Raw genomic sequence first — 13,988 nt, forward strand, 5'->3', positions numbered from 1 at the left:
CGTTCTTTTATGGGAACAATCGAAACCAGAACTGCGCCCACGACCTCCGCAGCGGGTGGTATCGGCGCATTGCTGTTTGTGGCGATTTTCCTGTTTTTCTGGATCACCACCACACCCTATGTCGATCTGACGGGCGCGGCTTCGGTCGATCCGAGCGCTGGAAACTCCAACGTGGTCAATCAGCTTGTCACGCTGGTTCTCTCGGCAGGATTGATCGCCTTCGGGTTGAGCAGCCCCCTGCGCCGGACGATCATGCAGCCGCGCGGGCTGCTCGTCCTGCTGTTCGCCTGGTTCATTCTGGTCTCCGCACTGTCTGCGCATCCCGATATCGCCCTCAAACGCATCGTCCTTGCCATTCTGGTTTGCGTGAACGCCAGTGTCTTCCTGCTGCTGCCGCAGTCCGACCGGCATTTTGGCAAGCTGCTTGGCCTGGCGACGCTCATCATGCTGGGCTTTGCCTATTTTGGCGTGATCGCCCTTCCCACACGGGCCATTCACCAGGCATCGGAAATCCGCGAGCCGATGAATGCGGGTTTCTGGCGTGGTCAATTTCCCCACAAGAACGTCGCGGCGGCCGTCATGGTGATGGCAGTGTTCTTCGGACTGTTCGTCCATAGCGCAGGCCAGAGACTGGCTGGTATCGCCATCATTGTCCTCTCGGTGGTGTTTCTGCTGCACACCGGCGGCAAGACATCCACCGCCGCATTGCCGGGTGTTCTCATCCTTGCCTGGATATTCGAGCGCTGGAAGCGGACGCGGGCGCTGATCGGCATTGCCGGGATTGCAATGTTCAACATTCTTGCCGTGGGATCGGCGGTGTTCGAACCGATACGATCCCTCATCACTGCCGCCGGCATCGATGCCACCTTTACCAACCGGACGGACATCTGGCGTTTCGCCTTTTCCGCCATCGCCCAAAAGCCCTTTACTGGCTATGGATTCCAGTCATTCTGGCAAACCGAGGAGCTGGTCTACAGCGGCGGCAATGTCGAGACGTGGGCCGTTGCCGCCTATAACGGCCATAACGGCTATCTCGACACGCTTTTGACAACCGGGATACCGGGACTGGTTCTCACGCTTATATGGTTGCTTTTTCTGCCGCTGCGCGACATAGGCAGGGCGGATAAAGCCGCCAACAATCCCGCCCTCACACGGCTTTTTGTTCGCGTCTGGCTGTACGGGATCTACACAGCCTGCGTGGAAAGCATGTTCTTCCAGAGCGGCAGCCCGTTATGGTTCGCATTCCTGTTCGCCGTGTTCGGCCTGCGCCTGCAAGCAAATGCCAGCATTGTCAGCCCAACACCTTCACAAGGTAGATTGACGGTCGCCCATGCCTGACATTCTGAAAAAACTGGACTACTGGTCGGACCGCATCACCGACAGGCTGATGCGCCGGATGCCCGGACCGCGCCTTAACATACCCGTATCGCGACCGGTCGTGTCCTTCACCTTCGATGACGTGCCCGATACGGCGCTGACCAACGGTGCACGCATACTCGAGGACCATGGCGTCCATGGCACGTTCTATATCGCCGGGTCGCTGGAAGGACAGATTGAACCCGGGCGCACGCTGATTTCCCGCGAGGGATGCCGGGCCCTGGCGCAGCAGGGGCATGAGATCGGCTGCCATACGTTTTCCCACACGAAGGTGTCTCACATGGGCAACCGGCGGCTTGCCGCGGACCTGCAGCGGAACAAGGCCTATCTCGACAGTGTTGCACCGCAGGAGCGCCGCCGCAATTTCGCCTATCCCTACAATGCCGGTTCGTTCTGGGGGCGCGGCATTTTCGGCAGCCGTTTCGAAACCTGCCGTGCCGGCGGCGAACGCATCAATCGCGGCGCCGTCAATCCGGCCTTTCTCTGGGGCGTGGAAATCCGCCAGCCGGAAAGCCATGCGCGCGGCCTGACCCATTGGATCGATCGTCTGATCGCGGAGCCCGGCTGGCTTATCTTTTTCACCCACGATATCGCGCCGCAGCCGACGGATTTCGGGTGCACGGCGGAGACGTTCGAACGCCTCGTCGCCCATACGCTGGCGCTGGGATGCACGGTCCTGCCGGTGCGGGATGCGCTGGAACAATTCAGCGCTGGGAGGCATCCGTCGTGAACGCCTCCACCCCGTCGAAGCGCCTGCTCGCGATCAACAATTATTTCTATCGGCGCGGCGGCGCCGAAGCCATATTCCTCGAGCACATGCAGCTCTTTTCCGAGATCGGCTGGGAGGTCATTCCCTTTGCCATGCAGCATCCGGACAATGATGCCTCTGCCTGGTCGGAGCATTTTGTCTCTGAAATCGAGTATGGGCGGGAAAGCAGCCTTTTGACCAAAGTCGCCCAGGCCGGCAAGATCATCTACTCCTTCGAAGCGCAGCGCAGCATCGAAGCGCTGATCGAGCAGGCCCGGCCCGATATCGCCCACGCGCACAATGTCTATCATCACCTCTCGCCCTCGATCTTTGCCACGCTGAAAAAGGCAGGCATTCCGACCGTGATGACGGTGCATGACCTGAAGCTGGCCTGTCCCGCCTACAAGATGCTGGTTGACGGCCATGTCTGCGAGGAGTGCCGCGGCGGCCGGATCTACAATGTCGTGCGGCACCGCTGCATCAAGGGCTCACTTGTCCTCAGCGGCCTGGTGTTCCTGGAAACCATCGTGCATCGCGGGCTGGGGCTTTACCGGAACAAGGTCGACAGGTTCGTGGTGCCGAGCCGGTTCTACCGCGAGAAGCTGATCGAATGGGGCTGGCCGGCGGAGCAGCTGGTCTACATCCCGAATTTTGTCGATACGCAGGAATTCGCCACCGGCTGGAGCGAAGGCGACTACTTCGTCTTTGCCGGACGTCTCGCGCCGGAGAAGGGGCTGGTTACCCTGATCCGCGCCGCAGCGCTGGCAAAACAGCGGCTGGTGATTGCCGGAACCGGCCCGGACGAGGCCATGCTCAAGGCCCTCGTTGCGGAGCTGGGCGCGGATGTCACGTTTGCCGGATATGTCTCGGGCAGCAATCTGCGCCGCCTGATCGGCGAAGCCAGGGCATTGGTGTTGCCCTCCGAATGGTATGAAAACGCGCCCGTCAGCATATTGGAAGCCTATGCGCTCGGCCGGCCGGTCATTGGCGCGGCCATCGGCGGCATTCCGGAAATGATCCGCGAGGGCGAAACGGGCATGACCGCCATTGCCGGCGATGCGGATGACCTGGCGCGTGCCATCGGCGCCATGGCGGACCTGACCGCCGTCGCCCGTTCGCGCATGGGCATGAATGGCCGCGAGTGGATCGCCCGCGACTTCTCGGCGGCGGCCTATCGCGACCGCATGGTCGATCTCTACGCCACGCTTGGAGTATCCTGATGGCTGACGGACGCGGTGCAGCAAAGCAACCCACGGTGATGATGCTCGGCCTGCGCGGCATCCCCGAGGTGCAGGGCGGCGTGGAAAAACATGTCGAGGAACTCAGCCGGCATTTTGTCGACAGGGGCTGGGATGTCACGGTTCTCGGCCGCAGGCGGTACCTGCTGACGCCCGATCCCTATGCGTGGAAGCGGGTGAAGGTGCATCCGCTGTGGTCGCCCGGTTCGGTGAAATTCGAGGCGATCGCCCATACGGCGCTCGGCGTGCTGTTTGCCGCCTATCATCGTCCGGATATTCTGCACATCCATGCCATCGGCCCGGCGCTGATGACGCCGCTGGCCCGCCTCTTCGGCCTGAAGGTCGTCGTCACCCATCACGGCTATGATTACGACCGGCAGAAATGGGGCGGCCTTGCCAAGCTCATGCTGAAACTGGGCGAGAAGGCCGGCATGCGCTTTGCGCGCGCGCGCATTGCCGTGTCCAACGACATCGCGCGGACGATGGAAAGCCGTTACGGCGTGCCGGTGCAATATGTGCCGAACGGCGTGACGGTCCGCCGGAGCCAGACGGATACGGGCATTCTCGGGAAACTCGGGCTCACGTCGCGGCGCTATATCATGCTGGTTGCACGCATCGTGCCGGAAAAACGCCAGCACGATCTCATCGCGGCATTTGCCAAACTGGCCAATCCCACGGTCAAGCTGGTTCTGGTGGGATCGGCCGAATACATGGCGCATTATTCGCAGGACGTTGAAAAGCTTGCCGCTGATGTTCCCGGTGTGGTTCTCGCGGGCATGCAGACAGGCGACGATCTTTCCATCCTCTATGAGAATGCCGGCCTGTTCGTCCTGCCTTCCAGCCACGAAGGCATGCCGATTGCCTTGCTCGAGGCGATGGGCGCCGGGCTGCCGGTGCTGGCCAGCGACATCACGGCCAATCTTGCAATCGGCCTGCCCGCGCAGGACTATTTCCCGCTTGGCGACATTGAGCAATTGGCCGCGGCGATGCGGTCAAAACTCGCTGTGCCGTTCGATTCCCGCAAAGCGGCGGAGCAGGGCGCTCTTGTGGCAGAACAATATGGCTGGCTGAACATCGCGGACCAGACGCTTGATGTTTACAACACCGTTTTGAAGCGCAAACCACGCTGATCTCTTGGGGAAGAGTGGTGATCCCGACTGGATTCGAACCAGTGGCCTACAGATTAGGAATCTGTCGCTCTATCCTACTGAGCTACGGGACCATGCGGCCAGACATACTGTTTTTCCGCCGCGACGCCAAGCCTGAAGATGCGTGAAATGCACGCATCTTCAGGGGCCACGTCTCAAAATGTCAGGATGCGGCGGGAAGGGCGCTTTCGGCCAACTGCACCCAGTAGCTGATGCCGTGCGGAATGACATCGTCATTGAAATCATAGGCCGGATTGTGCAGCGAGGCGCTCTCGCCATTGCCGATGAACATGAAGGCACCGGGGCGCGCTTCCAGCATATAGGAGAAATCTTCCCCGGCCATCATCGGCGCTACCTCCAGATTGACCGCTTTGCTGCCGGCGACGCTCTGTGCCGTGCGCGCGGCAAATTCCGTCTCCTGGTCGTGATTGAAGGTGACGGGGTAGTTGCGGTCGTAGTCCACCCTGGCGACAGCGCCGAGAGCCATCGCCACACCCTCGGCCACTTCGCGCAGGCGCTTTTCGGCAAAGTCGCGCATTTCGGAGCGCAGGGTGCGCACCGTGCCGGCGAGCTCGGCCTTCTGCGGGATGATATTGTGTGCATCGCCCGCATGGAATTTTGTCACGGACAGAACGACCGAATCCAGCGGATCGGTGCCGCGCGAAACGATGGTCTGCAGCGCGTTGACCAGCTGGGCGCCGATCACGACAGGATCGATCGTGCGGTGCGGCTGGGCCGCATGGCCGCCACGGCCCTCAATGGTGATGTTGAATTCGTCCGTTGCGGCCATGATCGGCCCCTTGCGGATGGCGAACTGGCCGACGGGCAGGCCGGGCGTATTGTGCATGCCGTAGACTTCGGAGATGGCGAAGCGCTCCATCATGCCCTCCTTGACCATCTCGCGGCCGCCGCCGCCGCCTTCCTCCGCCGGCTGGAAGATCACCGCGACCGAGCCCTTGAAGTTGCGCGTTTCGGCAAGATACTGCGCCGCCCCGAGCAGCATGGCCGTATGGCCGTCATGGCCGCAGGCATGCATCTTGCCGGCGTTTTTCGATGCATAGGGCTTGCCGGTGATTTCATTGAGGGGGAGCGCATCCATGTCGGAGCGCAAGCCAACCGTCTGTCCTTCGCCGTGGCGTCCGTGAATGATGCCGACGACGCCGGTCCGGCCGATGCCGGTGGCAACCTCGTCGACGCCGAAGCTCCGCAGCTTGTCCGCGACAAATTTCGCGGTCTCGTGGACATCGAACATCAGTTCCGGATTCTCATGCAGATGGCGGCGCCACCGGGAGACTTCTTCCTGCATTTCGATGGCGCGATTAAGCAAGGGCATGGTGTTGAAACTCCAAACGTGCGGACTACATCTGACAATTCAGTGAACAGTTCAAAGGTGTTTTGCCTTTTGCCTGCCACATAGGATAGATAAGGCCATTGCGACCCGGCGGGAAGCCCGGCAATGAAATCACAAGGCCATTTCCCTGGTTCTTTATACAGACAGGCTGGATATCTGGAATGCGGAAAACTGTAGCACTCTTTCTCTCGGGCTGCGTGGTGTCAACCACCGCGGGCCTGGCAACAGCGGCACTTGCGGGCCCGAACATCACCGTCGATGTCGGTACAGGCGAGGTTTTGTCGCAGGAAGATGCGTTCCAGCGCTGGTATCCGGCGTCCCTCACCAAGCTGGTGACCGCCTATGTGGCCTTCCGCATGATCGAATCGGGGCAGATCACCCTGGACACGCCGATCAAGATGACGGCACGTGCGGCAAAGGAGCCGCCGAGCAAAATGGGCTACAAGCCCGGCGCGCAGCTCACGCTGGATAACGCGTTGAAGATTCTCATGGTCAAATCGGCCAATGATGTGGCGATGGCTGTCGGCGAGACGCTGGGCGGCTCATCGGAAAAATTCGCCGTGCTGATGAATGCTGAAGCCAAGCGTCTGGGCATGTACGGCTCGCATTTCGTCAATCCCAACGGCCTGCATTCGGACGATCATTATACGACGGCGCGCGACCTGGCGATCCTGACGGTGCAGATGCGGCGCGAATTCCCGCAATACATGCACTATTTCGATATTGAGGCGATTGATTCCGGCAACAAGATCCAGGCCAATTTCAATGCACTGATCGGCCGCTTTCAGGGCGCGAACGGCATGAAGACCGGTTTTGTCTGCCCGTCCGGTTTCAATCTGGTCGGCTCGGCCACCCGTGATGGCCGCAATATCATCACCGTGGTTCTGGGTGAGTTGAAACAGCAGGGGCGCGCGACGAAGGCGGCCGAGCTGCTGGCAAAGGGGTTTGAAACGCGCGGAACCGGCAAGACGCTGGAGGCCCTGCAACCCTACGGCCCGGCCACGCGCGATGTTGCCGTCAACATGCGCCCGACCGTTTGCTCCAAGGAGGCTGCCGCCTCCGATAGCTGGGACGGCAAGGACGTCGAAGGGCATATCATCGAGGGTTCGCCCTATATGTACCGGATGGATCATGAACCGCAGGCGGAACTCGTTGCCTTGCTTCCCTCCAAGACCAATGTGAAGGGCAAGGACATGAGCCGCATCCCGATCCCGGTTCCGCGGCCCGACCGTGCATCGATCACCGATGCGGCCAACACGGCAAAAACAGTGAATTAACGCAGCAAGATAGGATGTCATCATGAGTGGCCTCAATGCCCCCATTCCGGTTTCTGTACTCACGGGATTTCTGGGGTCGGGCAAGACCACCTTGCTGAACCGCCTGCTGAAAGATCCGGCGCTGGCCGACACGGCCGTCATCATCAACGAATTCGGCGATGTCGGCATCGACCATCTCCTGGTGGAGACGGCGAGCGAAGGCGTCATCGAGCTTTCCGACGGCTGCCTGTGCTGCACCGTGCGAGGCGAACTCGTCGATACGCTGGCCGACCTGATCGACCGTCTGCAGACGGGCCAGTTGAAGCGGCTCAAGCGGGTTATCATCGAAACGACCGGGCTGGCCGATCCTGCGCCCGTCCTGCATGCGATCATGGGGCATCCGGTGCTCCTGCAGGCATTCAGGGTGGACGGGGTGATCACAACCGTTGATGCCGTCAACGGCATGGCGACGCTCGATGCGCATGAGGAAGCGGTCAAGCAGGCGGCGGTTGCCGACCGCATTGTCGTGACCAAGACCGATATGCCGCAAGCCGCGCAGGGGTTGCCGGCGCTGCGTGCTCGGCTCGCCGCACTCAATCCCGGTGCGGATATCATCGATGTCGGCGATGCGCGCACCGGCTATGCCGCCCTGTTCGAATGCGGTGTCTACAATCCCGAGACGAAAACCATCGACGTGCAGCGCTGGCTGAAGGCGGAAGCCTATCGCGATCGTGAGCATGAGCGTGAAGCGGTTGAGCATCACGCGGATCATCACCATCACGATCATGGGGAGCATCATCACCATGATCACGACCACCACCACCATCATCACGATGTGAACCGCCACGATGCGGCGATACGCTCCTTCTCGCTGACACACGATGCGCCGGTACCGCGCGCCGGTTTCGAGATGTTCCTCGATCTCCTGCGCTCGGCCCATGGCGAGAAACTCCTGCGCATGAAAGGCATCGTGCAGCTGGCCGATGATCCGGAGCGTCCGCTGGTCATCCACGGCGTGCAGCAGATTTTCCATCCGCCGGCGCGGCTTGCCGCATGGCCGGAAGGGCGGCGCGAGACGCGGCTCGTTCTGATCGTGAAGGATCTGCCGGAAAGCTACGTGACCCAGCTGTTCAGCGCCTTCCTCAACGAACCGAAGGTCGATACACCCGATCGCGCAGCGCTGTTCGACAATCCGCTGGCGATCCCGGGACTGAAAGTCTAGGCTTCAGCACGCTGCAGTGGACGTTGTGCGTGGTTCGACAAGCTCACCATGAGGGAAGTGATTTGGCTGCAACGCTAATCGCAAAAGTTGCAGAATAGAGCTCCCTGCGATTCTCCACCTCTCTCATGGTGAGCTTGTCGAACCACGCACTGGTCTTGCTGCAAATCTGCGAATGGTGCGTTAGCCGCGCTCGATGTGAAAGCGGTGGCCGCCCTCGATCGTCACCGTCTCGATCAGCCGGTGGCCGTCGTTCAGGCAGAAATTCGGCATGTCGATGACGGCGAGAGGATCGCTGGTTTCGACCCAGAGACGGCTGCCTCCGGGCATGGTTTCCAGGCGTTTGCGGGTTTTCAGCACCGGCAGCGGGCAGTTCAGACCACGCAGATCGTAGATGTCAGCCGACATGGCAGGCTCTCCGGGCAGGCAAATATACGTGGCTCAATTGCCGATGATTTTCCACCAGGCCTTTTTCGCCGGTTGTTCCGCCACCGTGGCTGTCACGTCCTGTGGTGCCTGGACGGGCGTTGCCGCCGGTGCCGGTACGGGTGCGATTGTCTGGCGTACCGGGGCAACGACATTGGCGGCAACCTGATTGGCGGTGGAAGCCGGTGCCGTGGTTGCGGCCGGGATGGCGGCAACCGTCATGCGGTGCCGTTTGCCGGCCTCGCGCTCGTCGCGGGCCTTGTCGGCGGCGACAGCGGAAGCGAGGCGGACCATGACCTGCGGCTTCAGCGCGGCGTCCTTGTCCTGCGGCGACAGGGATGGCGGCTCCTGGGTGACGCGTTCACCGCGGGCGCGGCGGGCGCTCCATTCGGCGATGATCTTGGCTTCGTTCAGGCCCTGGATGGAACGGCTCGGCGCCTGGATGCTGCTCTTGCCGACCATGGAGGAGAATGCGGCCTCGTAATTGGTCTGATAGCTCTGATAGGCCATCTTCAGCGTTTCAGGCTGCTGCATGGGCGGGCATGTGGCCGTTGCGGCAATCGGTGCATTCGGATCGGTGGTGTTGTTGAAGACATATTTCTTCTCGCACACGTCGACCTTCGGCGGCACCTTGGTGATCTCGAAATGATCGTAGCCTTCCTTCAGGTTTTTCCAGAAGGGATAGTTCGGATCATCCTTGTAGCGCGCCATGTTGGCTGCGGTCATGCGGAACGGAAAGGCCTGGAGCTGGATCGAGTCCTGCCCGCCCTTGAACGCGTCGCGGGCAAAGGCGTAGATTTCCTGGACCTGCGCATCGGTCATCGAATAGCAGCCGGACGACGAGCAGGCGCCGTGCACCATCAGATTGGCGCCGGTGCGGCCGAGCGCCTGGTCGAGCGCGTTGGGAAAGCCGGTATTGAAGGACAGGTAATAGCTGGATTTCGGATTCATCTGCCCGGGGCGCACGGCATAGAAGCCTTCCGGTGCCTGGCGGTCGCCCTCGATGAATTTCGGGCCGAGCTTGCCCGACCATTTGCAGATCTGGTAGCTCGTGACGATATCGTAGCGGCCGTTGTCCTTGCGTTTCCAGACTTCGAGAACGCTCTCTTCCTTGAAGATGCGGACCATGATCGGCGCGGTCATGGTCATGCCCTTGGTCTTCATCAGCTTGACCAGCTTTTCGGACAATTGCTTTTCAGATTTTGGTGCAAGGTCGGACACCGACGCGCCCTGGCAACCCGCCAGAAACAGGGTCAGCAATAACGGAGCAAGGATATGTGTCGGTATTTTCATCTTCGCAGCTGTTACCAGTTCGCTTCGCCGAAATTGTGTGGATTGAAATCCACAACCCCCTATTTGCATCCGGTATAGTTGATAAAGCCTTACTGCAATGAGTCAAATTGCTCAATCATGCAATTGTCACCTGCAATGAAGACAGGGCGGATTTATGGCGAAATACACTGTTTTTCCAAGATGATCCATCCGTTGCAATACGTACTTGCCCTGTAATACGCCATTGACAGGAAGCATTCGCCCTCATCAATTGTTGGTGTCCGGCCCTTGAGCGGCCGCGTTGCGTGCCCGTTTCATCAGCCGTGCAGGGAGGAACAGAATGGCAATTGCACCCTTTTTGACGCTCAAACGCCATCTGAAAGCGCCGCCGCGGCTGGTGTGGGCCGCCTGGACCGATCCCTCGATGATCGTGCGCTGGTGGGGCCCCACGGGGGCCAGAACCCTGAAGGCGGAAGCCGATCCGCGCCTTGGCGGCCGCTATCACATCGTCTTCGTCACCCCCGACGGCGAGCAGCACGATGTCAGCGGTGTCTATTGCGAGGTGCTGGTCAAGCAGCGCCTGGCCTTTACCTGGATGTGGATTACCCTGCCGGACCGGGAGTCGCTGGTAACGCTGGTGCTGGAACGGGTGGATGACGGCACATTGCTGACACTCATCCATGAGAAGTTCTACGACGAGGCGGCGCGGGATCGTCACAGGCAGGGCTGGAGCGGCGCGCTCGACAGTCTTGAGAATTTTATCAATCAACAGGCGGTGGATCATCGTGACTGAACATTCTGCAATCACATTTCGCCCGGCCTCACTGTCCTATCTGCCATTGATGGCGAAATGGCTGATGATGCCGCATATGCGTGACTCCTATCAGCCGGACCCGATAACCCCGCGCGAGGTTGCGGAGGAATATGGGCCATTGTTCACCGGCGAGACGCCGGATATCTGTCACATCGCCTATTATGGCGAGCAGCCTTTCGGTTATCTGCAATGCTACCGCAACGCGGACTATCAGGACGAGCTGCCCGCGCTCGACTATGGCATCAGCGTCGATCTGTTCATTGGCGAGCCGGACTATATCGGGCGCGGCATCGGTTCGCTGATGCTGAGGGAATATCTTGCGCAAATTGCCTTCCCGCATTTCACCGATGAGCGGTTTGCCTATATCACCCACGAGGCGGGCGATCTCGATGCGATCAGGGCATCGGAAGCGGCAGGTTTTCGGCCGGTTGACGAATTTGAAGAAGATGGCGACAGCGTTATTCTTTTCAGGTTCGAACGCAGCAGCAACGACAATAAAAAAGGCGGCGCCTGAGCACCGCCTTTCATGAAATCAGCACAAACGGTGATTAGCCGTTGAGGGCATCCTTCAGAGCCTTTGCAGGCTGGAAGGCAACCTTCTTGGAGGCTGCGATCTTGATCGTTGCGCCAGTTGCAGGGTTACGGCCTTCGCGAGCAGCGCGCGACTGTACCTTGAACTTGCCGAAGCCTGGCAGCGAAACTTCGTCGCCTGCGACGACGGCATCGGTGATGCCCTTAAGAACGCTATCAACAATCGCCTTGGACTGAACCTTTGTAAGACCCTGATCAGCGACGAGCTTCTCGATAAGATCGGACGTATTCATGTTGGCGGTTTCCTCAGTATATTCGTTGATCGAAGGCGTCTGTATGGCATGCGTTGCCGCCCCTGTCATCAGGAATAGGACGCATTTTCGGGGTTTATACCCAGTGTTTACAGGGTTTTTTGCAAAACCGGCTATGATTTTTCAGATCGGAGCCGGATGACGCCTGCAAATTCAGTCCGGTGATTCGGCCTGTGATTCCGCAGGTTCAGGGCTGCCGGTCTGCAGAGCGTCGGGCATCTGCCAGATCGGAGGGTTGCCGATATGGCGCGCCACGTGGTCGATAAAGGCGCGCACCTTGGCCGAGACATGCCGGGTCGGCGGGTAGACCGCATAGATCCTGTAGGGCAGCGGCCTCGCCTCCGGCAGGACCGGGATGAGCGTGCCGCGCCGCAGCGCTTCGGCGGCGATGAACATGGGCAGGAGCACCAGGCCCAGTCCGGCGATGGCCATGTCGCGCATGGCTTCGCCATTGTTGGCCACGATGCGCCCGTGCATGGCAACCGAAATGGGTTCGCCGGGGGCTGCCGGGTTTTCGAACTGCCAGAGCTGGCTGGTGTTGACGTTGGAGTAATCGATGCACGCGTAGGAGCCGAGTTCGCCGAGGTTTTGCGGCAGGCCGTTGGCTGCGGCAAAGGCCGGGCTGCAGCATATGATGCGCTGGTCGGTGCATAGCTTGCGCGCAATCAGGCTGGAATCCCGCAGGATGCCGATGCGGATACCGGCATCGAAGCCGCCTTTGACGAGATCGACCATGCGGTCGTCGAGTTCAACGGCGATTTCGAGATCGGGATATTGCCGGGCGAAATCGGCAATCAGGCGGCTCAGGTAAAACGTGCCGAAGGTCATCGGTGCCGTGATGCGCAAGGTGCCGCGAATGGCACTGTAGCGCTCCCCGACAGTGTCGGCCGCTTCGGTGAGCTCGCGCACGAGCGGCCGGACACGCTCGACAAAGGCGCGGGCATTGTCCGAGGCGAGCAGTTTGCGCGGCGAACGCTGGAACAGTTCCGTACCGAGCGCGGCTTCCAGATCGGTGATGCGCTTGCTGACCACGGATTTCGACAGATTGAGCCGGGCGGCAGTCATGGTTATGCTGCCCGTCTCCATCACGTCGAGAAAAGTTAAGAGATCGTCGAAGCGCCATTTCATGGTTCTCTTATAGAGGACAACAGCGCAACAACAAAGACGGTTCAGGGAAAATCGTTCGGCCCTGTCGAACATGGGTTGCATCGAAGCGGGCTTTATATCGGCGCCCGTAGCGCAGATATTCACCCCAACGGCGCATGGGCGCCAGGCAACATCATTCAGGAGGCTTTCATGTCCCTACAATTGACAGGTATCCATCATCTGACCGCCATCACGGCGAATGCCCCGGAAAACCTGCGTTTCTACACGCAGATCCTCGGTTTGCGGCTCGTCAAGAAGACCGTCAACCAGGACGATACCAGCGCCTATCACCTGTTCTATGCCGATGGCGAGGCAACGCCCGGCACCGACCTGACCTTCTTCGACTGGCCTGTCGGCCCGGAACGGCGCGGCACGCACAGCATTGCGCGCACGGGTCTGCGCGTCGGCAGCAAGGCCAGCCTTGTCTGGTGGAAGGCACGCTTCAACGAACTTGGCGTCAAGTCGGACGAAATCGTCGCAATCGGCGGCCGTGACTCGCTCGATTTCGAGGACGGCGAAGGCCAGCGTTTCCGGTTGATCGATGATGGCGGCGCGGGCCCGTCGCATCCCTGGGACAAGAGCCCGGTTCCGGCCGAACACCAGATCAGAGGCCTTGGCCCGATCACGATCAGCGTGCCTGATATCACCAACACGGAAGCCATTCTCCTGCATGTGATGAACATGCGCCAGACCAGCACCTATCCGTCTCCCGACGGGGCCGGTCATGTCCACGTCTTTTCCATGGGTGAGGGCGGCCCTGCTGCCGAACTGCATGTCGCGGTCCAGCCGGATCTTCCCGTGGCCCGTCAGGGTGCGGGCGCGGTGCATCACGTGGCGTTCCGGGCGCCGGATGTGCAGCAGCTGCACGAATGGACGGAACGGCTGAAGAGTTTCCGCATGCCATCCAGCGGCGAGGTCGAGCGCTACTATTTCCGCTCGCTGTATTTCCGTGAGCCCAATGGCATTCTGTTCGAGATTGCCACGGATGGTCCGGGTTTTACCGTGGATGAGCCGCTGGAAACGCTGGGCGAAGGATTGTCCCTGCCGCCGTTCCTCGAGGGCAAGCGGGCGTCCATCGAAGCAAACCTGAAGCCTCTGGTCTAACCAGAATGAATAAGGCCCGACGCGCAAGCGTCGGGCCTTCCTGCATT

At 60.4% G+C, this 13,988-nt stretch carries 14 protein-coding genes and 1 tRNA gene; 9 read left to right on the forward strand and 6 right to left on the reverse strand.

Annotation, left to right across the window (positions count from 1 at the left end):
* Positions 1–9: 9 nt before the first annotated feature.
* Genes RDL77_RS14565 through RDL77_RS14580 form a run of 4 tightly spaced genes read left to right on the forward strand, consistent with a single transcriptional unit; the run spans position 10 to position 4,493 of the window.
* A complete protein-coding gene (locus tag RDL77_RS14565; RefSeq protein ID WP_288193498.1) occupies positions 10–1,338 on the forward strand; it encodes an O-antigen ligase in 1,329 nt (442 codons plus the stop codon).
* Positions 1,331–2,107, forward strand: coding sequence for a polysaccharide deacetylase family protein (locus RDL77_RS14570; RefSeq protein WP_288193499.1), 777 nt, complete (start codon positions 1,331–1,333; stop codon positions 2,105–2,107). The genes RDL77_RS14565 and RDL77_RS14570 overlap by 8 nt, the downstream gene beginning before the upstream one ends.
* Positions 2,104–3,345, forward strand: coding sequence for a glycosyltransferase family 4 protein (locus RDL77_RS14575; protein ID WP_288193500.1), 1,242 nt, complete (start codon positions 2,104–2,106; stop codon positions 3,343–3,345). The genes RDL77_RS14570 and RDL77_RS14575 overlap by 4 nt, the downstream gene beginning before the upstream one ends.
* A complete protein-coding gene (locus RDL77_RS14580; protein WP_288193501.1) occupies positions 3,345–4,493 on the forward strand; it encodes a glycosyltransferase family 4 protein in 1,149 nt (382 codons plus the stop codon). The genes RDL77_RS14575 and RDL77_RS14580 overlap by 1 nt, the downstream gene beginning before the upstream one ends.
* A 15-nt stretch (positions 4,494–4,508) precedes the next feature.
* Here the strand turns inward: RDL77_RS14580 and RDL77_RS14585 are convergent.
* Together RDL77_RS14585 and RDL77_RS14590 are read right to left on the reverse strand one after the other, a co-directional pair.
* Positions 4,509–4,585, reverse strand: a tRNA-Arg gene (locus RDL77_RS14585).
* 89 nt (positions 4,586–4,674) lie between these two features.
* A complete protein-coding gene (locus tag RDL77_RS14590) occupies positions 4,675–5,844 on the reverse strand; it encodes a M20 aminoacylase family protein (protein ID WP_288193502.1) in 1,170 nt (389 codons plus the stop codon).
* Between the two features lie 179 nt (positions 5,845–6,023).
* On the opposite strand from RDL77_RS14590, the gene RDL77_RS14595 reads away from it, so the two are divergent.
* Positions 6,024–7,139, forward strand: a complete 1,116-nt coding sequence (locus tag RDL77_RS14595; RefSeq protein ID WP_288193503.1) for a D-alanyl-D-alanine carboxypeptidase family protein — start codon at positions 6,024–6,026, stop codon at positions 7,137–7,139.
* 22 nt (positions 7,140–7,161) lie between these two features.
* On the forward strand, positions 7,162–8,340 hold the full coding sequence (locus RDL77_RS14600) for a GTP-binding protein (protein WP_223613584.1): 1,179 nt from the start codon (positions 7,162–7,164) through the stop codon (positions 8,338–8,340).
* A 180-nt stretch (positions 8,341–8,520) separates the two neighbouring features.
* On the opposite strand, the gene RDL77_RS14605 is transcribed toward RDL77_RS14600, so the two are convergent.
* Both RDL77_RS14605 and RDL77_RS14610 read right to left on the reverse strand, forming a co-directional pair.
* A complete protein-coding gene (locus tag RDL77_RS14605) occupies positions 8,521–8,745 on the reverse strand; it encodes a sulfurtransferase TusA family protein (protein WP_223613583.1) in 225 nt (74 codons plus the stop codon).
* Between the two features lie 33 nt (positions 8,746–8,778).
* Complete coding sequence (locus tag RDL77_RS14610; protein ID WP_223613582.1) at positions 8,779–10,056, reverse strand: murein L,D-transpeptidase family protein; 1,278 nt, start codon at positions 10,054–10,056, stop codon at positions 8,779–8,781.
* 319 nt (positions 10,057–10,375) lie between these two features.
* On the opposite strand from RDL77_RS14610, the gene RDL77_RS14615 reads away from it, so the two are divergent.
* A complete protein-coding gene (locus tag RDL77_RS14615; protein ID WP_288193504.1) occupies positions 10,376–10,828 on the forward strand; it encodes an SRPBCC domain-containing protein in 453 nt (150 codons plus the stop codon).
* Positions 10,821–11,363: a GNAT family N-acetyltransferase gene (locus RDL77_RS14620; RefSeq protein ID WP_288193505.1), complete on the forward strand. Its 543-nt coding sequence runs from the start codon at positions 10,821–10,823 to the stop codon at positions 11,361–11,363. Before RDL77_RS14615 ends, RDL77_RS14620 begins: the two co-directional genes overlap by 8 nt.
* A 34-nt stretch (positions 11,364–11,397) precedes the next feature.
* Here the strand turns inward: RDL77_RS14620 and RDL77_RS14625 are convergent, their stop codons facing one another.
* Entirely contained in the window at positions 11,398–11,673 is a 276-nt protein-coding gene (locus tag RDL77_RS14625) for an HU family DNA-binding protein (protein ID WP_091880272.1), read from the reverse strand.
* Positions 11,674–11,844: 171 nt separating this feature from the next.
* Positions 11,845–12,819, reverse strand: coding sequence for a LysR family transcriptional regulator (locus RDL77_RS14630; RefSeq protein WP_288193506.1), 975 nt, complete (start codon positions 12,817–12,819; stop codon positions 11,845–11,847).
* 168 nt (positions 12,820–12,987) lie between these two features.
* Here RDL77_RS14630 and RDL77_RS14635 point away from each other — a divergent pair, with 168 nt between their 5' ends.
* Complete coding sequence (locus tag RDL77_RS14635; protein WP_288193507.1) at positions 12,988–13,941, forward strand: ring-cleaving dioxygenase; 954 nt, start codon at positions 12,988–12,990, stop codon at positions 13,939–13,941.
* The last annotated feature ends 47 nt before the right edge of the window (positions 13,942–13,988 follow it).

The sequence above is a fragment of the uncultured Phyllobacterium sp. genome, from assembly GCF_902479695.1.
GTDB lineage: Bacteria > Pseudomonadota > Alphaproteobacteria > Rhizobiales > Rhizobiaceae > Phyllobacterium > Phyllobacterium calauticae.